The organism is Streptomyces sp. CA-179760, from assembly GCF_050937045.1.
Classification (GTDB): Bacteria; Actinomycetota; Actinomycetes; order Streptomycetales; family Streptomycetaceae; genus Streptomyces.
On the sequence record NZ_JBNJLZ010000001.1, the window covers coordinates 1,473,344 to 1,496,147 of the forward strand.

19 protein-coding genes and 2 pseudogenes are annotated in these 22,804 nt (G+C 72.5%); 11 read left to right on the forward strand and 10 right to left on the reverse strand.

Translation table 11 applies throughout. The features are described 5' to 3' along the window. Positions 1–26 precede the first annotated feature (26 nt). A complete protein-coding gene (locus tag ACQEV8_RS06390; protein WP_432958085.1) occupies positions 27–209 on the reverse strand; it encodes a hypothetical protein in 183 nt (60 codons plus the stop codon). 271 nt (positions 210–480) lie between these two features. Here ACQEV8_RS06390 and ACQEV8_RS06395 point away from each other — a divergent pair. Then, positions 481–3,341: pseudogene (locus tag ACQEV8_RS06395) on the forward strand (DEAD/DEAH box helicase); the annotation flags it as partial. Next, positions 3,338–4,615: an SWF or SNF family helicase gene (locus ACQEV8_RS06400; protein ID WP_432958086.1), complete on the forward strand. Its 1,278-nt coding sequence runs from the start codon at positions 3,338–3,340 to the stop codon at positions 4,613–4,615. The pseudogene ACQEV8_RS06395 and the gene ACQEV8_RS06400, both read left to right, overlap by 4 nt. On the opposite strand, the gene ACQEV8_RS06405 is transcribed toward ACQEV8_RS06400, so the two are convergent. Then, positions 4,604–4,924: a hypothetical protein gene (locus tag ACQEV8_RS06405; protein ID WP_432958087.1), complete on the reverse strand. Its 321-nt coding sequence runs from the start codon at positions 4,922–4,924 to the stop codon at positions 4,604–4,606. The genes ACQEV8_RS06400 and ACQEV8_RS06405 overlap by 12 nt on opposite strands. A gap of 183 nt (positions 4,925–5,107) precedes the next feature. After that, on the reverse strand, positions 5,108–6,274 hold the full coding sequence (xylA, locus tag ACQEV8_RS06410) for a xylose isomerase (protein WP_432958089.1): 1,167 nt from the start codon (positions 6,272–6,274) through the stop codon (positions 5,108–5,110). Between the two features lie 161 nt (positions 6,275–6,435). Here xylA and xylB point away from each other — a divergent pair, with 161 nt between their 5' ends. From xylB to ACQEV8_RS06430, 4 genes and pseudogenes are all read left to right on the forward strand, one after another. Continuing rightward, a complete protein-coding gene (gene xylB, locus ACQEV8_RS06415; RefSeq protein WP_432958090.1) occupies positions 6,436–7,878 on the forward strand; it encodes a xylulokinase in 1,443 nt (480 codons plus the stop codon). 15 nt (positions 7,879–7,893) lie between these two features. Then, a complete protein-coding gene (locus tag ACQEV8_RS06420) occupies positions 7,894–9,102 on the forward strand; it encodes an ROK family protein (RefSeq protein ID WP_432958092.1) in 1,209 nt (402 codons plus the stop codon). Between the two features lie 194 nt (positions 9,103–9,296). Continuing rightward, positions 9,297–9,893 (forward strand): annotated as a pseudogene (locus tag ACQEV8_RS06425) (N-acetylmuramoyl-L-alanine amidase); the annotation flags it as partial. 144 nt (positions 9,894–10,037) lie between these two features. Then, positions 10,038–10,433 (forward strand): luciferase family protein, encoded by a 396-nt coding sequence (locus ACQEV8_RS06430; protein ID WP_432958093.1) that lies wholly within the window; start codon positions 10,038–10,040, stop codon positions 10,431–10,433. Between the two features lie 564 nt (positions 10,434–10,997). On the opposite strand, the gene ACQEV8_RS06435 is transcribed toward ACQEV8_RS06430, so the two are convergent. Next, complete coding sequence (locus ACQEV8_RS06435; protein WP_432972484.1) at positions 10,998–11,903, reverse strand: NADP-dependent oxidoreductase; 906 nt, start codon at positions 11,901–11,903, stop codon at positions 10,998–11,000. Positions 11,904–12,161: 258 nt separating this feature from the next. Here ACQEV8_RS06435 and ACQEV8_RS06440 point away from each other — a divergent pair, with 258 nt between their 5' ends. Both ACQEV8_RS06440 and ACQEV8_RS06445 read left to right on the forward strand, forming a co-directional pair. Then, entirely contained in the window at positions 12,162–12,539 is a 378-nt protein-coding gene (locus ACQEV8_RS06440; protein WP_432958095.1) for a winged helix-turn-helix transcriptional regulator, read from the forward strand. A 389-nt stretch (positions 12,540–12,928) separates the two neighbouring features. After that, positions 12,929–14,164 carry a phosphodiester glycosidase family protein gene (locus ACQEV8_RS06445; protein WP_432958096.1) on the forward strand — a complete coding sequence of 412 codons (1,236 nt, stop codon included), beginning with the start codon at positions 12,929–12,931 and terminating at the stop codon, positions 14,162–14,164. A gap of 18 nt (positions 14,165–14,182) precedes the next feature. Here ACQEV8_RS06445 and ACQEV8_RS06450 read toward each other — a convergent pair whose 3' ends face one another. The 6 genes from ACQEV8_RS06450 to ACQEV8_RS06475 all read right to left on the reverse strand — a co-directional run bounded on the left by ACQEV8_RS06450 (position 14,183) and on the right by ACQEV8_RS06475 (position 19,475). After that, positions 14,183–14,377, reverse strand: a complete 195-nt coding sequence (locus ACQEV8_RS06450; RefSeq protein ID WP_189724366.1) for a hypothetical protein — start codon at positions 14,375–14,377, stop codon at positions 14,183–14,185. Positions 14,378–14,488: 111 nt separating this feature from the next. Next, the gene (locus ACQEV8_RS06455) at positions 14,489–15,352 is read right to left on the reverse strand and encodes a phosphatidylinositol-specific phospholipase C/glycerophosphodiester phosphodiesterase family protein (RefSeq protein ID WP_432958098.1); all 864 of its coding nucleotides are present in this window, start codon (positions 15,350–15,352) and stop codon (positions 14,489–14,491) included. Between the two features lie 214 nt (positions 15,353–15,566). Beyond that, positions 15,567–16,640: an acyl-CoA dehydrogenase family protein gene (locus ACQEV8_RS06460; protein ID WP_432958099.1), complete on the reverse strand. Its 1,074-nt coding sequence runs from the start codon at positions 16,638–16,640 to the stop codon at positions 15,567–15,569. Continuing rightward, positions 16,637–17,842: an acyl-CoA dehydrogenase family protein gene (locus ACQEV8_RS06465; protein WP_432958100.1), complete on the reverse strand. Its 1,206-nt coding sequence runs from the start codon at positions 17,840–17,842 to the stop codon at positions 16,637–16,639. Before ACQEV8_RS06465 ends, ACQEV8_RS06460 begins: the two co-directional genes overlap by 4 nt. Next, on the reverse strand, positions 17,839–18,807 hold the full coding sequence (locus ACQEV8_RS06470) for an NADPH:quinone oxidoreductase family protein (protein WP_432958101.1): 969 nt from the start codon (positions 18,805–18,807) through the stop codon (positions 17,839–17,841). The genes ACQEV8_RS06465 and ACQEV8_RS06470 overlap by 4 nt, the downstream gene beginning before the upstream one ends. Positions 18,808–18,902: 95 nt before the next feature. After that, positions 18,903–19,475 (reverse strand): helix-turn-helix domain-containing protein, encoded by a 573-nt coding sequence (locus ACQEV8_RS06475; RefSeq protein ID WP_432958102.1) that lies wholly within the window; start codon positions 19,473–19,475, stop codon positions 18,903–18,905. A 77-nt stretch (positions 19,476–19,552) separates the two neighbouring features. On the opposite strand from ACQEV8_RS06475, the gene ACQEV8_RS06480 reads away from it, so the two are divergent. From ACQEV8_RS06480 to ACQEV8_RS06490, 3 genes are all read left to right on the forward strand, one after another. Beyond that, on the forward strand, positions 19,553–20,530 hold the full coding sequence (locus ACQEV8_RS06480) for an NAD(P)/FAD-dependent oxidoreductase (RefSeq protein ID WP_432958104.1): 978 nt from the start codon (positions 19,553–19,555) through the stop codon (positions 20,528–20,530). A gap of 238 nt (positions 20,531–20,768) precedes the next feature. Beyond that, entirely contained in the window at positions 20,769–22,307 is a 1,539-nt protein-coding gene (locus ACQEV8_RS06485; protein ID WP_432958106.1) for an ATP-dependent DNA ligase, read from the forward strand. Next, positions 22,304–22,762 carry an NUDIX domain-containing protein gene (locus tag ACQEV8_RS06490; protein WP_432958108.1) on the forward strand — a complete coding sequence of 153 codons (459 nt, stop codon included), beginning with the start codon at positions 22,304–22,306 and terminating at the stop codon, positions 22,760–22,762. The genes ACQEV8_RS06485 and ACQEV8_RS06490 overlap by 4 nt, the downstream gene beginning before the upstream one ends. Positions 22,763–22,804: the final 42 nt, after the last annotated feature.

Here is a 22,804-nt window from a genome sequence, read left to right on the forward strand (position 1 = left end):
GCCTTTGACCGCGCCGGGTCAGCATCTCAGCGGCCGATCTCCTTACGGGTGGCACGGCGCAGCCTGCGGCGCTGCGACGGGTCCAGCATGAGATACGCGGCGGCCGGGACTCCCAGGATGATCAGGAGCGATGCCCACCAGGGCAGCCAGATCAACAGGATGAGCCCGACTGCCACACCGCCTGCGGCGATCTTGGTGTTATTGGACATGACTGTCGCCTCCTTCGCGGCCACTGCCGCTCTCTGTCTCGAAAACGGGCCCGCGCCTGCGGCGGTTCCTGACCGCGACCCTGAGACATCCCTGAGGTGCGCCTCCTACACACCCCTGATCTCCTCATAGTGACCCAGCTCATACTCCAGTCATACCCGTATGCGCCAGACGTGCTGTACCCTCGGCGACTCCTACCCACTAGTCAAGTTTGAGGAATCAGCCATAGCCGAGCACTCGACTCCCCCGGCACCCTCCTCCACACCTTCCGTCATGTCCTCAGAACTGGCCGACTGCCGCGCCGTTTTCCTTCCCGGCGACCCTGCCCGCACCGGCGGCATCGCCTTCTGGCGGCCCGACGGCGAGGCTCCTCCGGTCGTGGCCTCGGCGACCGCGGCATCTGCGCCCGCCACCACGAACCTGACCGTCGCCGTGCCCGGCGGCGACGGGATCGAGGTGGAGAGCGTGTCCGCCCTCCTGCTGCCGGTGCACGCGGCCCTGCCGGTCCTCACCCGCGCGCGGGTCGGCGCACAGGGGCACCGGTCCACCCTGTTCTGGGGCGCCGCGGCCGTGCGCGCCCTGCACCTCGTGGCGCGCGGGCTGCTGTTGCCGGGGCTGTCCCGGGCGACCACGACGCCTGGCGCGCGGGTCCCCTGCGCGCCCACGACGCCGAGGCCGTCCGCCGGCTCGCCGCCGCGATGCCGCCCGAGGCGCATGCCGTTCCGCTCGCGGGCCCGGGGCCGCTGCGGCTGCCCGACCCGGAGCGGCTCCTGCGCGCCTTCCTCGACGCCGTCGCCGACGCACTGCCCCGCTCCCCCGCCGCACCGCTGGTGACCGGCGGTGCCGCTTACGCGTCGCCCGAGCCGGTGCACCTGCCCGAGCAGCGCGCCTGGGCCGCCGACGTCGCCGCGGGCCACGACGCGGGCGTACGGCTGTCGCTGCGGATCGAGGCACCCGGTCTGACGGACACGGTGGCCGACGCGGACCTCACGTTCCGGGCCGTGCTCCAGGTGCACAGCGTGAGCGATCCCGCGCTGGTCGCGGACGCAGCCGACGTCTGGGCCGGTGCCAGGGGCGAGGCCTTCGGCCCGCGCGCGCGGATGGACGCCCTGCTCGCGCTGCGCCGCGCGGCCAGGGCCTGGGACCCCCTCACGCCGCTGCTGTCGGCGACCGTTCCGGACGCGGTCGAACTCGCCGACGAGGAGGTCACCGCGCTGCTCGGCGCGGGCGCCCGCGCACTGGCGTCGGCCGGAGTCGACGTGCACTGGCCGAAGGGGCTGACCCGCGAGTTCACCACGCGCGCGGAGGTGGGACCGGTGGGCACCTCCGGGGACGGGGACGAGGAACAGGAGTCCGGCAGGTCCGTCGCCGCCCTGCCGTCGTTCCTGTCCGCCGACGCGCTGCTCGCCTTCAACTGGTCGTTCGCGCTGGGCGACCGACGGCTGAGCCGCGAGGAGCTGGACCGGCTCGCCGAGGCCAAGCGCCCCGTGGTGCGGCTGCGGGACCAGTGGGTCCTGATCGACCCTCAGGAGGTTCGGCTCGCCCGCTCCCGGCAGGACCACAAGGTCACACCGGTCGACGCGCTGGGCGCGGCGCTGACGGGCTGGGCGGAGGTGGACGACAGCCGGGTCGAGGTGCGGCCCACCGGATGGCTGGCGGCCCTGCGGGAGCGGCTCACGGACCCCGAGGCGGCCCAGCAGCCAGTGGAACAGCCCGCCGACCTCGCGGCCACCCTGCGGGACTACCAGCGTCGGGGCTTGACCTGGCTCGCCGGCATGACTTCCCTGGGCCTCGGCTGCTGCCTCGCCGACGACATGGGGCTCGGCAAGACGATCACGCTGATCGCCCTGCACCTCCACCGTCAGACCGACGCCGCGTCCGCCGGGCCCACCCTGGTGGTCTGCCCGACGTCCCTGATGGGCAACTGGCAGCGGGAGATCGAGCGGTTCGCGCCCGGCACCCCCGTGCGGCGCTTCCACGGTGCGCGGCGCAGCCTCGACGACCTGGCCGACGGGGAGTTCGTGCTCACCACGTACGGCACGATGCGCCTGGACGCCCCCCGGCTCGCCGGGGTGGCATGGGGGCTGCTCGTGGCGGACGAGGCCCAGCACGTGAAGAACCCGTTCTCCTCGACCGCTCGGGAGCTGCGGGCCATTGGCGCACGCGCGCGCGTGGCGCTCACCGGCACCCCGGTGGAGAACAACCTGTCGGAGCTGTGGGCGATCCTCGACTGGACCACTCCGGGGCTGCTGGGCCGGCTCGGCACGTTCCGCAGGCGGTACGCGGAGGCCGTCGAGGGCGGTCGGGACCCGGCCGCCGCCGACCGGCTGGCCCGGCTCGTACGGCCGTTCCTGCTCCGCCGCCGCAAGGCGGACCCGGGAATCGCGCCCGAGTTGCCTCCGAAGACCGAGACCGATCACGCCGTCTCCCTCACCCAGGAGCAGACGGGTCTGTACGAGGCGGTGGTGCGCGAGGCGCTGGCGGAGATCTCCGGCGCCGGCAGCATGTCGCGACGCGGCCTGATCGTGAAGCTGCTGACCGGCCTCAAGCAGATCTGCAACCACCCGGCGCAGTACCTCAAGGAGGAGAGCCCGGTGATCGCCGGACGCTCCGGGAAGCTGGAACTGCTGGACGAACTGCTCGACACGATTCTCGCCGAGGAGGCGGGAGTGCTGGTCTTCACGCAGTACGTGCAGATGGCCCGCCTCCTCGAACGGCACCTGGCCGCCCGCGGCACGCCGTCGCAGTTCCTGCACGGCGGGACGCCCGTCACCGAGCGCGAGGCCATGGTGCGGCGCTTCCAGGACGGCGAAGTGCCGGTGTTCCTGCTGTCGTTGAAGGCGGCGGGCACCGGTCTGAACCTCACCCGGGCCGAACACGTCGTGCACTACGACCGCTGGTGGAACCCGGCCGTCGAGGCGCAGGCCACCGACCGCGCCTACCGCATCGGCCAGACCCGGCCCGTGCAGGTGCACCGGATCATCGCGGAGGGAACCATCGAGGACCGCATCGCCGAACTGCTTGTCCGCAAGCGGGAGCTGGCGGACGCCGTCCTGGGCTCCGGAGAGGCGGCGCTCACGGAGCTGACGGACGCGGAGCTGGCGGAACTGGTCGAACTGCGAGGGGCGCGATGACCCGGTACGACGGTGACATGGAGCGTACGTTCGCGGCATTGCCGCCCGCGCACGGACGCGGCTTCGCGCAGACCTGGTGGGGCCAGGCGTGGCTGAAGGCGCTGGAGGACACGGCACTGGACTCGGCGCAGCTCAAGACGGGCCGCCGGCTCGCCCGCGCGGGAGCGGTCGGCGCGGTGTCGGTGCGCCCGGGACGGCTCACGGCCGTCGTCCAGGACCGCGACCGCACGGCGCACCGGGCCGATGTCCTGCTGGAGGAGCTCTCGCCCGAACAGTGGGACCGCTTGCTGGACATGACGGTGGAACGGGCCGGGCATGTGGCGGCGCTGCTGGACCGGGAGATGCCGCCGCATCTGGTCGAGGACGCGGCGGACGCAGGCGTCGAACTGCTGCCGGGCCTGGGCGATCTGGAGCCGGAGTGCGACTGCGGCGCCTGGGACCACTGCGGGCACACGGCGGCGCTCTGCTACCAGGTGGCGCGGCTGCTGGACCAGGATCCGTTCGTCCTGATGCTGATGCGGGGCCGCGACGAAGCCGCCCTGCTGGACGATCTCCAGATCCGCGGAGGCGGTTCCGCCGCGGAGCCCTCCGTGCCGGAGGGTGTGGACGCGGACGAGGCGTTTGCGGCCGGTGACATCCTGCCCCCGCTGCCGGCCCTGCCCGGGCTCCCCGACGAGCCGGGGGTGCCGCCGTCCCTGGACACCGGGACGCCGCCCGCTCCCGGCATCGACCCGGACGCGCTGGAGTTCCTGGCCGCTCGGACCGCCGTACAGGCCCACCGCCTGCTCGCGGAGGCCCTCCGGGGCACCTCCGACGCGGAGCTGACGCTGACGCAGGACGCGGTGCGGCTGGCCGCGGGCGATCCCGGACGCGAGGTGGCGGACCGTCTCGCCGACGGGTCGGGACGCGGCCGGGAGGGACTCGAAGCGGCGGTGCGTGCCTGGCACTTCGGCGGTACGGCCGCGCTGGCCGTGCTCGACGAGGAGTGGTGGGTGGAGGGCGAAGCGCTCGCACGCGCGCGTGCCGCCCTGGAGGCGGCCTGGGACACGGACGAGCGGCCGGAGCTGCGGGCGCGGGGCAACCGGTGGACGGTCGTCGGCGCATCGGTCCAGCTGCGCCTCGGCCGGGACGGCCGATGGTGGCCCTACGTCGAGGAACGCGGCCGCTGGATGCCCGCGGGAGGAGCCGCACAGGATCCGGCGACGGCCCTGACATCGGCGGATCCGGCCGCCGGAGAGGGATCCGCTCCGGAGGAGGCGCCCCTACGGCAGTAGCTCGCCGGTGTCCAGGGACGGGAGCAGCGATTCGAGATCGCTGGGCAGATCGCTCGGCAATCGGCTCGGAAAGCCCGACGGCAACCGGGTCCGCAGTTCGCTGGGCAGCTCACTGGGCAGCTTCGTGGGGATGCCGTAGGACGGGGCGGGGGTGCGGCTCGTGCTCTCGGCGGGCTGCTTCCCGTCCGGCGAGTCGTCGCCTGCCCTCGCCATCAGCACCACGGCGGACACGGCGGCGAGGGCCACCAGCACGGTGAGCAGGATGAACAGCGGATTCCGCCGCTGAGGCGGTACGGACGGCATGGCCATACCGACCAGGGTCACCGTGCACCGCTCAAGGCGCGAGCGGTGCACGGGAGTTGCTACGGACTCATGGCGTGGATCGCATGATTCCGTAGCATTCCAGGCGGTTCGGTCGGCGCACGCACAGGCACGCGCACAGGCACGCGCACACGGTCATCCGTACACGGTCATCCGTACACGCGCGCGAACTCAGCCGCGCGCCCCCAGCAGGTGGTCCATCGCCAGCTGGTCCAGGTGCTCGAAGGCCATGCCCCGCGCGGCGGCCGCGTCGACGTCGAAGGACTCGAAGGCCGACCGGTCGGCGAGCAGAGCCTGGAGGCCGTCCGCGGCGGTGGGCTGGGCCAGCTCGTCCAGGCGGGCCGCGCGCAGCGCCTCCTGGACCTCCGGGTCCGCGCGGAAGGCCGCGGCGCGGTCCTTGAGGATGAGGTAGTTGCGCATGCAGCCGGCCGCCGACGCCCACACCCCGTCGAGGTCCTCGGTCCGCGGGGGCTTGAAGTCGAAGTGCCGCGGGCCGGTGTAGCCGGCCGACTCCAGCAGGTCGACCAGCCAGAACGCGGCACGCAGATCGCCGGCTCCGAAGCGCAGGTCCTGGTCGTACTTGATGCCGGACTGGCCGTTGAGGTCGATGTGGAACAGCTTGCCCGCCCACAGGGCTTGCGCGATTCCGTGCGGGAAGTTCAGCCCGGCCATCTGCTCGTGCCCGACCTCGGGGTTGACGCCGTACAGCTCCGGGCGCTCCAGGCGCTCGATGAACGCCAGGGCGTGCCCGACGGTCGGCAGCAGGATGTCGCCGCGCGGCTCGTTCGGCTTGGGCTCGATCGCGAAGCGCAGGTCATACCCCTGGGAGGTGACGTACTCGCCGAGCAGGTCGAAGGCCTCCTTCATCCGGTCCAGGGCGGCGCGGACGTCCTTCGCGGCACCGGACTCAGCGCCCTCCCTGCCACCCCAGGCCACGTACACCTGGGCGCCGAGCTCGGCGGCGAGGTCGATGTTGCGGATGGTCTTGCGCAGCGCGTAGCGGCGCACGTCGCGGTCGTTGGCGGTGAACGCTCCGTCCTTGAAGACCGGGTGCGTGAAGAGGTTGGTGGTCGCCATCGGGACCTTCATGCCCGTGGCGTCCAGGGCCTGCCGGAAGCGCTTGATGTGGGCCTCGCGCTCGGTGTCGCTCGAGCCGAACGGGATCAGGTCGTCGTCGTGGAAGGTGACGCCGTGCGCGCCGAGCTCGGCCAGCCTCTGCACCGACTCGACCGGGTCGAGGGCACGCCGCGTGGCGTCGCCGAAGGGATCCCGTCCCTGCCAGCCGACGGTCCACAGGCCGAAGGTGAACCTGTCCTCGGGGGTGGGCTGGTAGCTCATGCCGCGGCTCCTCGTTCGCTGAGACTATTTCGTCATGGCGATTTACAAATTAGTATGCGAGCACCTCTCTGGGAAGAGACAACCCCCTCTGGGAAGAGACAAGGTGTCGCTGAACGAGAGAAGCAGGACCGGAGAAGGACGAGAGCAGAGGGAGAAACCCGATGTCAGCAGCCGAGGGTCCGCTCGTCGTCGGCGTGGACTCGTCCACCCAGTCCACGAAGGCCCTGGTGGTCGACGCCGCCACCGGCCGGGTCGTGGCGAGCGGCCAGGCCTCGCACACCGTCTCCTCGGGGGCGGGCCGCGAGAGCGATCCGCGCCAGTGGTGGGACGCGTTGTGCGAGGCCCTGCGCCAGTGCGGTGACGCGGCGCACGAGGCCGCCGCGGTGTCGGTCGGCGGGCAGCAGCACGGCCTGGTCACCCTGGACGACCGGGGCGAGCCGGTGCGTCCGGCCCTGCTGTGGAACGACGTGCGCTCAGCGCCGCAGGCCCGTCGGCTGACTGAGGAACTGGGCGGCGCGAAGTTCTGGGCCGAGCGCACCGGGAGTGTCCCCGCCGCCTCCTTCACGGTCACGAAGTGGGCCTGGCTGGCGGAGCACGAACCGGAGGCGGTCCGGGCCACGAAGGCCGTGCGCCTCCCCCACGACTACCTCACCGAGCGGCTCACCGGGCAGGGCACGACCGACCGCGGCGACGTCTCCGGGACGGGCTGGTGGGCGTCCGGGACGGAGTCGTACGACGAGGAGGTCCTGGCGCACGTGGGGCTCGACCCGGCCCTGCTGCCCCGTGTGGTCCGGCCCGGGGAGGTGGCGGGCACGGTGCACAGCCACGATCTGCCGTTCTCCAAGGGCACTCTGGTCGCGCCCGGGACCGGCGACAACGCGGCGGCGGCGCTGGGCCTCGGGCTGCGTCCGGGCGTGCCGGTGATGAGCCTCGGCACCTCGGGCACGGTGTACGCGGTGTCCCGGCACCGGCCCGCCGATCCGAGCGGTACCGTGGCGGGCTTCGCCGACGCGCGCGGTGACTGGCTGCCGCTGGCCTGCACCCTGAACTGCACGCTCGCCGTCGACCGCGTGGCGACGCTGCTGGGTCTGGACCGCGAGGCCGTCGAACCCGGAACGGCCGTCACCCTGCTGCCCTACCTGGACGGCGAACGCACCCCGAACCTGCCGAACGCCTCCGGCCTGCTGCACGGCCTGCGCCACGACACGACCGGCGGCCAGCTGCTCCAGGCCGCCTACGACGGTGCCGTGCACTCCCTGCTCGGCGCGCTCGACCTGGTCCTGGACCAGGACGCCGACCCGGCGGCGCCCCTGCTGCTGATCGGTGGCGGCGCCCGGGGCACGGCCTGGCAGCAGACCGTAAGAAGGCTGTCGGGGCGTCCCGTGCAGGTGCCCGAGGCCAAGGAGCTGGTGGCGCTCGGCGCGGCCGCGCAGGCGGCCGGGCTGCTCACCGGGGAGGACGCGGCGGCCGTGGCACGCCGCTGGGACACCGCGGCCGGGCCGGTGCTCGACGCCGTCGAAAGGGACGAGGAGACGCTGGCCAGGATCGCCGGGGTACTCTCCGACGCGGCCCCGCTGCTGGAGCGGCCCACCGACACCCACTGAGGACTGGCGTCAGGCATGACCGCACCGCCGCACGAGGCTCACTCCGCCGGGCCGGGCCGCGCGCTGCCCGACACCCAGCAGGGCATGCGCCGCCGCAACCTCGCCCGGGTCCTGCACACCGTCCGCGCCGAGGGGCCGCTGTCCCGGGCCGCCGTCGCCTCGCGGATCGGGCTGACCCGGGCAGCGGTGTCGACGCTGGTCGACGAACTCGTCCGCTCGGGTCTGATCGAGGAGCTGGGGCCGGAGCGGCCCGGACGAGTGGGCCGCCCCGGCTCCGCGCTCGCCGTCAGCGGACGCGGCCCGGCCGGGATCGGCGCGGAGATCGGCGTCGACCATCTCGCGGTCTGTGCCGTCGACCTGCGTGGCACGACCAGGGCGCGGGCGATACGGCAGGGCGCGAACCGCGGCCGCTCCCCCGGGCCCGTCACAGCCGAACTCACCGAGCTGATCGGCCGGGTCGTCGCCGAGGCGGAGGGCGAGGGTCTGTGGCCCGCCGGTCTCGCCGTGGCCGTACCGGGCCTGGTGGCGCGCGACGCCCGGACCGTCGTACGCGCCCCCAACCTCGACTGGCACGACACGGACCTCGGTGCCCTGCTGCCGGCCGACCTGCCGCTGACGGTGGACAACGAGGCCAACTTCGGAGCGCTCGCCGAACTCTGGCTCCAGGACGGCACACCACGCGACTTCCTGCATGTGTCGGCGGAGATCGGCATCGGTGCGGCCGTCGTCGTGGACGGCGGACTGCTGCGCGGAACCCGTGGCTTCGCGGGCGAGTTGGGCCACGTGCCGGTCCGGCCGGACGGGCCGGCGTGCGCGTGCGGCGGGCGCGGCTGCCTGGAGCAGTACGCCGGCGAGGAAGCGGTGCTGCGTGCGGCGGGCCTGGAGCCGGACGAGGACCGCGTGGGACTGCTCGCGGGACGGGCCGCCGAGGGCGACGAGCACGTACGCCGTGCCCTGCGCGACGCGGGCACCGCGCTCGGTGTCGCCCTGACCGGGGCGGTCAATCTGCTCGACCCCGAGAGCGTGGTGCTGGGCGGGGAGCTGTCCGCTCTCGCGCCCTGGCTGCTGCCCTCGCTGCGGGAGGAGCTGGCGCGGCGCACCGCGGGCCCGGCCTGTCCCGTGTCCGTGTCACGGCTGGGCCCGGAGGGACCGCTGCTGGGGGCCGCGCACTCGGTCGTGCGGGCGGTGCTGGACGATCCGGCGGCCGTCGCCGAGCGGGCCTGAGCACCGGCCGGCGACGGACGGGCGGACGAACCCGGGCGGGGTCCTCCGGACTGCCTCGCCCGGCCCCGAATCACCCGATGGTGTAGGCGAGTTATCCACAATCAACGACCCTTCCACCGAATCACGCCGCTCCCCTCTGACGGTCCGGCAGGCGCCGTAACGTGATGATCCGTCGAAGCGAAAGGCATCCCGTCATGGACCAGACAGCACCGCTCCCCGGCAGGCGAGGCATCCTCGTGGGCGCCGCCCTCACCGCCGTCCCGTACGTCCTGCTCCCCGGCGCACGGGCCGCGGCCCGGCCCCAAGCCCCCGACCACCCCGCGGCCGAGTGGCACCCGGCGACCGGTGCCAACTACACGGCGTCGAACCGCCCCCGCGGCCATCCCGTCGACCGCGTGATCATCCACGTCGCGCAGACGACCTTCGCCGGCACCCTGTCCATCTTCCGGAACCCCAGAAAGCAGGTGTCCGCGCACTACGTGGTGCGCTCGGCCGACGGCCATGTGGCGCAGTGCGTGCGCGAGGCCGACATCGCGTGGCACGCGGGGAACTGGGACTACAACAAGCGCGGCATCGGCATCGAGCACGAAGGCTGGGTCGACCAGCCCGCGTACTTCACCGATGTCGCGTACGAGGAATCGGCCCGGCTCACCGCGGCGATCTGCGCGCGGCACGGCATCCCCCGGGACCGTGAACACATCATCGGCCACCACGAGGTACCGGGCAGCGACCACACCGACCCGGGCCACCACTGGGACTGGAAGCGCTACATGAGACTCATCAGAGACGCCGCCAGAGATGAGGCCGCCCGAGCCGCACCTCCCCCGTCAGCTCTCCCCCGTCATCCCTCCCCCGGCCCCTCCCCCCACCTCACGTCCCGGTTACAAAGCGCTCAACCTCTGGTTGCGGCGCGGTAAGCGCGCGACGATGGGGCCATGACTCTGGCCCAGCGCGCCATGCAGCGCCTGCAGGCCTGGCCCGACCTGATGCCGGGCCCGGCGAGTTGCGGTACCGGACAGGCGCTCCGTTCCGTCCGTGACGAGATCCTCCACTTCCACTCGGCACGGGACGTGGACCTCCACCTCACCCGCCGGGCCATCCAGCGCATCCACTACGACCTCGCCGGTTCGAGCGCGATCCACCTGGTTCCCGGATCGTCCTGGGTGACGGTCCACCTCGACTGCGAGGCGGACGTCGACCTGCTGCTGAGTCTGGTGAGCATCGCGCTCAAGGCCCATCAGACCCCGCCCACCGCCGACGAGCCGCGGCCCGCCGGATGCAACTTCCACCGTGTCAGGGTGCTTCCGCGCGACGCCGTCGCGGGCGGCTGAGCCTTGGTGACACCGTCGGAGGATGCGCACCGTCTGTCTCGGACTTGGCCTCCGCCGGCCCGTCCCGGCCTTCGACCGTACTGGTCGCCATCGGCAGGACGCGCGCGGGTGACGACCGCACCGCCGTGTACCGCGCACTCGCCGACTTCTTCGTCGTCCCCCTCCTGCTGGAAGCGCTGACAGCGGGATTGGTCTGTGCGAGCGGATCGCCGCAGACCTGGCCCACCGCATCGGGCCCGGCGGGCAGTCGCCTGTCCTCGCTCGCTGCTCCGAAGGAACACTGCGGCGCATCGCAGACAACCATCCGCAGCGCGGTCTCGGGCGCCGCCCGGTAGGTGGCTCCGCGCCGACGGGAGCGGTCACACCGATCGGCAGCGCGTAGAGGCTGGTGCTGTCGGCCCACCAAAACGGGGCATCCAGGAGCAAGACCCGGCAGTCACCGTCCAGATCGATGCGGATTCGGGTGGCCGAGCCGGGACAGTTGTCGGCGCGGACCACAGTGCGGCCGGCGCGCAGGAGTCGGACTCGCTTGGCGGGCTGGCGCTTCAGTGTCAGGGCCCCGCTTCAGATGGAGATCACGATCTTTCCGCGCGTGCGTCCGCGCTCGGCGTGCATGTGAGCGTCGACGATCCGCTCCAGGGGGTAGGTCTGTTCGACACGGGGTGTGTAACGGCCTTGCCGGCCCAGTTCCGCAGCCGCGGACAGGAGAGTGGAGTCGTTCTCCGCGTTGACCACATGTGTGCCCAGGCGCTGCCCGCCTGCATGGTCGGCGACCGTCGCAACGTGCGACGGGTCGCCCGTGATCGCGACGAGGTCGGCCAGGGATCCGGAGGCCGCGGTGTCCAGCGCGATGTCGACGCCGTTCGGAGCGAGAGCGGACAGGCGACGCGCGAGGCCGGGGCCGTAGGTGGTGGGAACGGCGCCGAGAGAGATGAGGAACTCGTGATTGCGTTCGCTGGCTGTCCCGATCACGGCAGCACCTCGTGCCACAGCGATCTCGACTGCCGCGCTACCCACGCCCCCGGCGGCGCCCTCGACGAGAAGGGTGCGCCCCGCGAGGGAGCCAAGCGCGTTCAGGCCACGCATCGCGGTCACGGACGCGAGGCCGGCACCCGCAGCCTGCTCATCGTTCCACGTGCCGGGGACGTGGGCCCAGGCCGAGAGGATGACCAGCTCTGCGGTTGAGCCGCTGACACCGCCCAGCCCGAAGACACGGTCGCCGATACTCACCCCCTGCACTCCATCACCGACTTCGTCGACCACGCCGGTGGCGTCGCGCCCGGGAACGGCGGGCAGCTCCAGAGGAATCAGCTGACGCAGGGAGCCGGCGCGCAGCTTCCAGTCAATGGGATTGACACTGGCCGCCGCGACGCGGACACGGATCTCACCAAGCCCGGGTTGGGGGTCGGGGGCCTGCTCGATCACAAGGCTCTCCGCTCCGCCGTATTCGTGAAAGCGGGCTGCACGCATAATGCCCTTCCTTACCTTTATAGGTCGAAATGATGGTGTTCGCTGGACGCCCGTTACTCCGATGAGGTGCATATCGGCACGCTGGCTGCCTTCTGGCCAGAGGAGGCCGGGCGCGGATCGGTGAGGCGGGCGGCCACCCGCCCCGAAATCCACGATCCTGCCCGTCGTCGGAATTTCTTCCGTTGAGTCGATGCTCCGGAAGATATCCAGAAGGTCGGTCACCATCTGGATACCAAGACCGGACACGGGAGACCCTCGATGACGCCACGGCCACCGCTGCCACCCGACTTGTTCGACGAGCTGTGTCCGTCCCCGCTGTTGCCTTTCCGGTTCGGTGACAAATGGGCCTCCATGGTCCTCCTCTGCCTGGAAGACGGCCCGCGCAGATACTCCGAACTCCGCGTGCCACTGGGCCGCGTCACCCCAAAGGCGCTCACTCAGTCGCTCCGAGGCTTGGAGCGGAACGGGTTCGCGTCACGCACGGTGCACGCCGACCCGAAATTGCGGGTGGAGTACGCGCTCACACCGCTGGGCCGCAGCCTGCTGGAGCCGCTGGACGCCGCGTGCCAATGGGCGGTCGAGCACTGGGACGAGCTGCTCGACGCCCGCGAGGGCGGCATCTCGTCCATCGGCTGACCCGACCCGCGTTGGCACGTTCCGCGCCGGACGAGCCACACCTCTGTGTCGACTCGGCGAATCGTCAACAGCGGTGTCCGCAGCGCAGCCGTAGCGGGCAGCCCGGTACGGAACTTGAACACGATGCCCTCAAGCACCTGCCGCTGATCCCGCAGTCGGCTGCCCATGACGGCGGGCAGTTCGGATGCCGGTTCCAGCCTGCCGATCGACCACACACCCGCGCACTACACGCCGTACGCCACCGGAACGGACGGCAGCTGAAGCACTGAAGCACCCGGAGGGGTGTGTTTTTCCGACTTTTTCCGCGTAGTCGGGAGTCAGCCGTACCCCTGTGCCCCGACGTCTGGTCCACTTCCCTGAGGACTTCTGACGAGGCATCAGGGGGTACGGTGACAGATCGGCACAAGCGGCGCGGAGCAGGCAGAGCGGTTCTGGCGTTTCTCACGGTGTTGGGCGCACTGGCCGGTGCGGGTTCGGCGGGGGCGGCTGAGGCCGACGCCGTCCAGAAGCGCGTCCGTGTCGCGCCGGGCGTCACCTACGAGCACTTCGACATCCAGGCGGCCAAGGGTGTGACACACGCGCATGTGCTGAAGGTCGACCTGGGCAACCCGCGGGTACAGGTCGATCTGCTGTACCCCGGGGCGGTGGCGTCCCGCGCACCGGTCTCCCGGATGGCCGACGCCCAGGGGGCCGTCGCCGGGGTCAACGGCGACTTCTTCAACATCACCGAGACGCAGCACCCGGGCGTCGAGGCGACCGGTGCGAGCGTGGGCCCGGCGATCACGTCCGGGCGGACCCTCAAGGCGGCCGTGCCGAACGGGCAGCGGTTCGGCCCTGAACTGCCGCCCGGGACGACCACCGAGGACGTGTTCGGTGTGGGCACCGACGGACGAGCCCGGCTGGACCGGCTGGCCCTCGACGGCTCGGTCCGCGCCTCCGGGACGCGGCTGCCGCTCGGCGGGCTCAACCAGTACGCGCTGCCGGTGGGTTCCGTCGGCGCGTTCACCTCCGAGTGGGGCAGCGCCTCCCGGGTGCGCGCCACCTGCGGCACGGACACGGACCGGGCGGCTCCGTGCAGCACGGACACCTACGAGGTGACGGTCCGCGACGGCAAGGTCGTATCGGCCGCCGACACCCCTGGCGGCGGTCCCATCGCCGCGGGGACGACCGTGCTGGTCGGCCGGGAGGCGGGCGCCCAGCGGCTGCGGAAGTTCTCCACCGGCGAAGCGGTCGAGATCGAGCACAGTCTCGTCGCGGCCACGAGCGGCGTCCCGTACCGTCTCGCCCTCGGCGGCTACCCGGTCCTCTCGGGCGGCCGGCCGCTGCCGGGTCTGGACGACAGGACGTCTGCCGTCCGTACGGCCGTGGGGCTCGCCGACGAGGGGCGGCGCATGCTGCTGCTCGCGCTGGACGGCGGCACCGCCTACCGCAGCGGACTGACGATCGCCGAAGTGGCCGACACCATGCGGCGGCTGGGCTCACAGGACGCCTTGAGCCTGGACGGCGGCGGGTCGTCGACACTGGTCGCCCGGAAGCCGGGCGCGAGCACCGTGTCCGTACGCAACCACCCCAGCGGCGGCGCCGAACGCGCCGTCCCGAACGGCATCGGCGTGTTCTCGGGTTAGCGGCCTCAAGACGTCATCTCAAGGCCTCAGGCTGCTGACGATCTCCGCCGTCGCCGTGATGCCGCTGTGGATGGTGGGGGCGATGCTCGTGCTGGCCAGGTAGAAGCCGAGCAGCAGGCAGACCAGTGCGTGGGAGACCTTCAGCCCGCCGTTGCGCAGGAAGATCACCGCAAGGATCACGAGCAGCAGCACCACAGAGATGGAAATGGCCATCGTCAACTCCTCCGCCACGCCGCCCTATCCGATTCACGGCGTTCGGCCGCAAGTGTGGCGTAGCGGAGGGTTCGTCCGGTGGGCTGACCTGTCCGCCGAACGTGTGATGTCCTACGCGGCCCGGCGGGCGTCCAGGAACGCCTCCAGTCCGGCGAGGTCGTCGGTGTTGAGGTGGTCGACGTCCGCGGCGAGCAGTTCGTCCCACACCGCGTCACGGGCGGGCCCGGCCAGATCCGGGGTCGCCCAGAACCGTACCTTCTGCCCCCGCGCGTGCGCTGACCGGACGATGCCCCGCAGCTTCTCCCGCTCGGCGTCCGGGAACGCGCCCCCGCCCTGCCAGGTGAAGTTGAGCGTCCAGTTGTCGCTGATCAGCGGGATCAAGGAGGCCGGCGCCTGGCTGCCGAGGTCGGCGAGGCGGCCGTCGTAGAAGGCGCGCCGGACGCTCTGGGCCTCCATGGGCGCGCGGGCCGCGCGGTCGCCGGAGATCACGGCGGTGACCGGGCCGGGAAGGACACGGCCGTGGGCGTACGTGGTGAACAGGTGCCGGTAGCGACGCAGATGGCGGTCGAGCTCGAGGTACGTCGACGAGCCCTCGGTCTTGATGTCGACGAGGAGCTGCAGCGAGCCGCGGTACCCCCGGTACACGCGGCCCTTGTTGGCCCGGACGCGGGCGGCGAGCGGGTCGAGGTAGAGGGACTCGAGAGTGCGGGACGGGTCGAGGTCCCCCGGGTCGTGGGCGACGAGGAGCTGGTCGCCGACCAGGTAGATGTCGGCCTCGACGCTGCCGAACCTGTGGTCGAGGGCGTCGGACAACGGGCGTGGGTGCTCGTAGTCGTTGTGGGCGTGGGCGCGCCACAACGGGCGGCACCGGTGCCGTCGTTCGCCGGCCACGGCCCGGGGGGCGGGGAGGGCGACCGAGCCCGCCAATGCGGCGCCAAGGGTGCTGAGGACTCTGCGACGGGTGGTGAGGGCCATGCGCTGCCTCCCTGGAAGTGCCGGACGGGAACCCTGCGAGTATGGGTCCCCGCCCGTCCAAGAGGCAGAATCATGCACCGAGTTGGCCGGACTGCCGCCCCGCGTTCATGTCACCGGAGCGGGCACACGAAGAAGCCCGCCCCGGGTGGGACGGGCTTTCTCCGGGGGTTCCCGGGCTGTTTCCTCGCGTCGACCAGGTACGCCCAGGTGTACGTCAGGGGGCCGGGAGGTCGACGAGTCCGGCCAGGGCCTCGCGGTGGGCGCCCGCCGTGCCGTAGGCGATCGAGTCGGCCTTGGCGCGCTTCAGGTACAGGTGCGCCGGGTGCTCCCACGTCATGCCGATGCCGCCGTGCAGTTGCACCGCCTCCTCGGCGGCGTGCACGGCCACGGGTGCCGCGAAGGCCTGGGCGACGGTGACGGCCACCTCGGCGTCCTCGCCCCTCGCCAGCGCGTCGGCGGCGTTGCGGGCGGCCGCGCGGAGGTTGACGACCTCCAGCCAGAGCTGGGCCAGCCGGTGCTTGAGCGCCTGGAAGCCGCCGACGGGCCGGTTGAACTGCTTGCGTTCCTTCAGATAGCGGACGGTCTCCGTCAGCGCCCAGTCGGCGAGCCCGAACTGTTCGGAGGCGAGCAGTCCGGCTCCGGCGGTCAGCGCCCGGCGTACGGCGGGCTCGGCGTCGCCCAGCAGACGGCCCGGTGCCCCGTCGAACGTGACGGTCGCCAGCGGCCGGGTCAGGTCCAGGGACACCTGGGGCGTGACGGTTGCCGCCGTGACGTCGACCGCGTACAGGACACCGTCGTCGGCGGGCACCAGCAGGACGTCCGCCACGGCCGCGTCCGCGATGCCGGTCAGTTCGCCGTGCAGATGCCCGTTCTCGTGCCGGACGACCTTGTAGGCGGTGCCCGGTGCGACGCTGAGGGAGACCGCGAGGGCGCCGATCCGCCGCCCGGACGCCAGGTCGGCGAGCAGGTCGTCGGCGTCGCAGGCGAGCAGTGCCTCGGTGGCGACGACGGCGCTGGTCAGGTAGGGCACGGGGGCGACCGCGCGGCCCAGCTCCTCCAGGACGACGGCGGCTTCGCGGTGCGTGGCGCCCTGGCCGCCCTTCGCCTCGGGCACCAGGAGCCCCGCGAGGCCCATGCCGTCGGCGAGCGCCTTCCACGCCTCACGGTGGTGAGGGGTGTCCGACTCGGTGCGGGCGATCACGCCGGGCGCGTCGCAGTGGTCGGCGAGCAGGTCCCGTACGGCGGCCCGCAGCGCCTCTTCCTCCTCGGAGTAGAGAAGATCCGTCATCGGGCCAGGTCCTTCCAGGCGACGTCCTTGTCGGTGCGCGGTTCGGCGGGCAGGCCGAGGACGCGCTCGGCGACGATGTTCAGCAGGACCTCGGTGGTCCCGCCCTCGATGCTGTTGCCCTTGGAGCGCAGATAGCGGTAACCGGCCTCGCGGCCGGTGAAATCGACCAGTTCCGGGCGGCGCATGGTCCAGTCGTCGTACAACAGGCCCTCCTCGCCGAGGAGTTCCACGTCCAGGCCGCTGATCTCCTGGTTGAGGCGGGCGAAGGCGAGCTTCATACCGGCGCCTTCGGGACCGGGCTGGCCCACGACGAGCTGCTGGCGCAGCCGTTCGCTGGTGAGCCGGGCGACCTCGGCCTCGACCCAGAGCTTCAGCAGCCGCTGGTGCAGGTCGTGGGTGCGCAGCTCGGGCCGCTCGCGCCAGGTCTGGGAGACCGGGCCGATCATGCCGCCCTCGCGCGGCAGCCGCATGCCGCCGATGGCGACACGTTCGTTGTTGAGCGTGGTCTGAGCGACCCGCCAGCCGTCGCCGACCTCGCCGAGGCGGCGCGCGTCCGGGATCCGGACGTCGGTGAGGAACACCTCGTTGAACTCGGCCTCGCCGGTGACCTGCCGCAGCGGCCGCACCTCGACGCCCGGGTCGGTCATGTCGCAGACGAAGTAGGTGATGCCCCGGTGCTTGGGCACGTCCGGGTCGGTGCGGGCGATGAGGATCGCCCAGCGGGCCACATGGGCGCTGGACGTCCAGACCTTCTGCCCGTTGATCACCCAGCCGTCGCCCTCCCGGACGGCACGGGTGCCGAGCGCGGCGAGGTCGGACCCGGCGCCCGGCTCGCTGAACAGCTGGCACCAGACCTCCTCGCCCACCCAGAGGGGCCTGAGGAACCGCTGCTTCTGCTCCTCGGTGCCGTACTTGAGGATCGTCGGCGCGGCCATCCCGAGGCCGATACCGATCCGCCGCGGGTCGTTGTCGGGCGCCCCGGCGGCCTCCAGTTCGGCGTCGACGACGGCCTGGAGTGAACGGGGAGCACCGACTCCGCCGAGGCCCTCCGGGTAGTGCACCCACGCAAGGCCGGCGTCGAAACGGGCCCGGAGGAAGTCCAGGCGGTCGGTCGAGGCCGGCGGGTGTGCGGCCAGCAACTCCCGTGTTCGGCCGCGCAGTTCCTCGGCGCTGATCCCACTGCGCTGCTCCGCGCTGGTCATGCTGCTGCCTCCTCCATGACGACGGCGATCCGTCCGGTGGTCAGGCCGTCCGCGACCTTCTGCACGGCGGCGGCCGCTCCCGGGAGCGGGACGCGCTCGCTCACCAGCGGCTTGATCGCGCCCCGGGCGGCCAGCTCGGTGAGCTGCTCGTGGCAGTGCTGGACCAGCTTCGGGTTCTTGGTGTTGTAGAGGCCCCAGTGCAGGCCCATGATCGAGTAGTTCTTCACCAGGGCGTGGTTCAGGGCCGGGCTGGGGATCGTGCCGCCGGCGAAGCCGACGACGATGATGCGTCCCTCGAAGGCGACGACCTTGGCGGACTGGGCGTAGGCCTCGCCGCCGACCGGGTCGTAGACCACGTCGGCGCCCCGGCCGCCGGTGGCCTCCTTGACGGCGGCCACGACGTCCTCGGCACGCCGGTCGATCACGACGTCGCAGCCCAGCTCACGGGCGACGGCCGCTTTCCCGGGGCCGCCGACGACACCGATGACGGTGGCGCCGGCGGCCTTGCCGAGCTGCACGGCCGCGCTGCCGACCCCTCCTGCGGCAGCGTGGACGAGCAGGGTCTCCCCGGCCTCCAGACCGGCCCGGCGGTGCAGTCCGAACCAGCCGGTCTGGTAGCCGATGTGCAGGGCCGCGGCTTCCGCGTCGTCGAGGGCGTCCGGCGCGGGCAGCAGGGCGGCGGCATCGGCTACGGCGTACTCGGCGAAGCCGCCGTGCGGCAGCGCCGGGTTGGCGATCACCCGGCGGCCGTCCTCGGTCTCACCGCAGATCTCCACGCCCGGGGTGAACGGCAGCGGCGGCCTGACCTGGTACTGGCCCCGGCACAGCAGGGCGTCCGGGAAGTTGATGTTCGCGGCGCGCACCTTCAGCAGGACCTGGCCGTCGCCGGGCACCGGCCGCGCCACGTCCGCCAGGCGCAACACCTCGCCCGGCTCACCGTTCTCGTGCACTTGCCATGCCTGCATGCGGGGCCTCCACGGGACTGCGTCGACTGCGTCGTCTGACCGGGGTCGGTTCGCATACTAAGCGGTCGCTTGACGATCAGGGAACAGTCATCGGGTCATGACTTCCTGGGCCGCGCCCGCACATGCATCCGCTCCCCCTGCGGTCCGAACAGGCTGAGGAACTCCACGGGCCCCTCCCCCGTCGACCCGAACCAGTGCGGCACCCGCGTGTCGAACTCGGCGGCCTCCCCCGCCGTGAGCACCACGTCGTGCTCGCCCAGCACGATGCGCAGCTTCCCGGACAGTACGTACAGCCACTCGTAGCCCTCGTGCGTGCGCGGATCCGGCTCCTGCCTGCGCTTCGGCTCCAGCACCTTGTAGGCCTGGAGGCCGCCGGGCTGGCGGGTGAGCGGCCAGTGGGTACGGCCGCCCATCACGATCGGCTTCGCCCGCACGCGCGGGTCACCCGTGGGCGGGGCACCGACCAGCTCGTCCAGCGCCACCTGATGGGCGCGCGCGATCGGCAGCAGCAGTTCCAGACTGGGTTTACGCAGTCCGGACTCCAGCCGCGACAGGGTGCTGACGGAGATGCCGGTGGTCTCGGAGAGCGCCGCCAGGGTCACCTCCCGCTCTTTGCGCATCTGCCGCAGCCGGGGGCCGACGCCCGCGAGTACCTCGTCCGTGGTCATGGTCGTATTGCAGGTTCGGCAAACATGTTTGTCAATCCCGCGGGCCCGCGGCCACGCTCGGCAGTGGAGGTGGTCACATGACCGAGACGTACACCGAGACGTACACCGAGAAGTACGCAGTCGTGGTCGTCGGCGGCGGCGCCGCGGGCCTGTCGGCGGCACTGGTGCTGGGCCGGGCCCGGCAGCGCACGCTGGTCGTCGACGCGGGCGAGCCGCGCAACGCGCCCGCCGCGCACATGCAGGGCTTCCTGACACGCGACGGCATGCCGCCCGCCGAGTTCCTCGCGATCGGCCGGGAGGAGATCGCGCGCTACGGCGTGGAGCTCGTGCGGGACCGGGTGGTGGAGGTGGAGCGGGGCGAGGACGCCGCCGTGGAGCGGGGCGAGGACTTCACCGTCGTACTGGCGGGCGGGCGCACGGTACGGGCCCGGCGGCTGGTCGTCGCGACCGGGCTGAAGGACGAGCTGCCGGCGGTCCCCGGGCTGGCCGAGCGGTTCGGCCGGGACGTGCTGCACTGCCCGTTCTGTCACGGCTGGGAGGTGCGCGACCAGCCGTTCGGCGTGCTCGGCACGGCCGCCAAGAGCGTGCACCAGGCTCTGATGGTCTCCCAGTGGTCGAAGGACGTGCGGTTCTTCCTGCACACGGTCGCCGAGGAGGAGCTGTCCGACGAGGATCTGCGCCGGCTCGCCGCGGCCGGGGTCGACGTGGTGCCCGGCGAGGTCGCGGGGCTGGTGGTCGAGGACGACCGGCTCACCGGCGTCCGGCTCGCCGACGGTACGACGCACGCCCGCTCCGTGCTGTTCGTCGCCCCGCACGCCGTCCCGCGGACCGGCCTGCTGGAACAGCTCGGCGCCGAGCTGCAGGAGACGCCCTTCGGCGCGTACCCGGTCATCGACCCGACCGGTCTGACGACCGTGCCGGGCGTGTGGGCCGCGGGTAACGCGATCGGCTTCGCCGAGCAGGTCGTGCACGCGGCGAGCGGCGGCTACCGGGCGGCGTCCGCGATCGTCGGGGATCTGCTGATGACGGACCTGGACGCGGTGGCCGGGCTGTAGACGGGCCGCTGCCGGCTGTCGGCGACCAACGGGTGACGGACCCGGACGCGGCCTGCGAGTTCCCGGTGGGCCGCGACACCAGGTCCGCGGGGCGCGCGGTGAACTCCGCCCGGAGAGCCTGGACGCTTCCGTGCGGGTGCGGGAGCGCCACCCCGCTGTCATCGGCGACCTGCCGATGACCGGACCTCGGCACCGCCGCCCGGGTGTAGGAGCCCCGCCCACGGTGCACCATGGCTGCATGCTGCTGCACCGGCTGGCCCGAGTGTCCCAGGAGGTCGCCGCCACCTCGGCGCGGTCCCGGAAGACGGCGCTGCTCGCGGAGCTGTTCCGGGACGCGGAGGCGGACGACGTGCCGATCGTCATCCCGTATCTGGCGGGACGGCTGCCGCAGGGCCGGATCGGCGTGGGCTGGAAGGCGCTCAGCCGCCCAATCGCCCCGGCCGCCGAGCCGGGCCTGACCGTGCGGGAGGTGGACGCGCGGCTCGCGGAGCTGAGCAAGGTGTCCGGCCCCGGCTCCCAGGCGGAACGGGTCCGGCTGGTCGGGGAGTTGATGGGCGCGGCCACCGAGGACGAGCAGCGGTTCCTGCTCGGGCTGCTCACCGGCGAGGTGCGGCAGGGCGCGCTGGACGCCGTCGCGGTCGAGGGACTGGCCCAGGCGACCGGGGCACCCCCGGCGGACGTCCGGCGGGCGGTGATGCTCGCGGGCTCCCTCCAGGCGGTGGCCGAGGCACTGCTCGCGGACGGCCCCGCCGCCCTGGACCGCTTCCGCCTCACGGTCGGCCGCCCGGTCTGGCCGATGCTGGCGCACAGCGCCTCCTCGGTGGCCGAGGCGGTGGACAAGCTCGGCGCGTGCGCGGTCGAGGAGAAGCTGGACGGCATCCGCGTCCAGGTGCACCGGGACGGCGACACGGTACGGCTCTACACCCGCACCCTCGACGACATCACCGACCGCTTGCCCGAAGTGAGGGCCGCCGCGCTGGAGTTGCGGGGCGAGCGGTTCATCCTGGACGGGGAGGTGATCTCCTTCGACGAGGGCGGGCGCCCCCGCTCGTTCCAGGAGACCGCCGGTCGCGTCGGCTCCCGCACGGACGTGGCGACGGCCGCCCGCGCGGTCCCCGTCTCCCCCGTCTTCTTCGACGCGCTGTCCGTCGACGGCCGCGACCTGCTCGACCTGCCGTTCGCCGAGCGGCACGCGGAGCTGGCCCGGCTGGTCCCCGAGCCGATGCGGGTGCGGCGCACGACGATGTCCGGCCCGGACGACGTGGGCACGGCGGAGGAGTTTCTCGCCGAGACCCTGAAGCGCGGCCACGAGGGCGTCGTCGTCAAGGCGCTGGAGGCCTCCTACAGCGCGGGCCGGCGCGGCGCGTCCTGGCTGAAGGTCAAACCGGTCCACACACTCGACCTGGTGGTGCTGGCCGCCGAGTGGGGCCACGGCCGCCGCACCGGCAAGCTCTCCAACCTCCACCTCGGCGCCCGCACCGCCGACGGCGGCCTCGCCATGCTCGGCAAGACCTTCAAGGGCATGACCGACGCCCTGCTGGCCTGGCAGACCGAACGGCTCCAGCAGCTCGCCGTCGACGACAACGGCTACGTCGTGACCGTACGCCCGGAACTCGTCGTCGAGGTCGCCTATGACGGCCTGCAACGCTCCACCCGCTATCCGGCCGGCGTCACCCTCCGCTTCGCCCGCGTGATCCGCTACCGGGAGGACAAGCGCCCGGAGGACGCCGACACGGTGGAGACGCTGCTGGCCGCGCATCCGCAGGTGCATCCGTGAGGCGCAGCGCGGGCCTGCTGCTCTTCCACCACACCGACGACGGCCCCGAGGTGCTGCTCGGCCATATGGGCGGCCCGTTCTTCGCCCGGCGCGACGCCGGGGCGTGGACCGTCCCCAAGGGCGAGTACGAGCCCGACGAGTCCGCCTGGGCGGCCGCCCGCCGCGAGTTCGAGGAGGAACTGGGGCTGCCCCCGCCCGACGGCGAGGCCATCGACCTGGGCGAGGTCCGGCAGACAGGCGGCAAGATCGTCACGGTGTGGGCGATCGAGGCGGACCTCGACCCGGCGACGATCGTGCCCGGCACGTTCCGGATGGAGTGGCCGCCGAAGTCGGGACGGCTCCAGGACTTCCCCGAACTGGACCGGGTCGCGTGGTTCGCCCTCGACCGGGCCCGCGAGGTGATCGTCAAGGCGCAGGCGGCGTTTCTCGACCGCCTGGCGGAGCACTCGCCCTGAGGAGACGCTCCCGCGTTGCGGTCCCCTCCGCCGCGCGGGAAG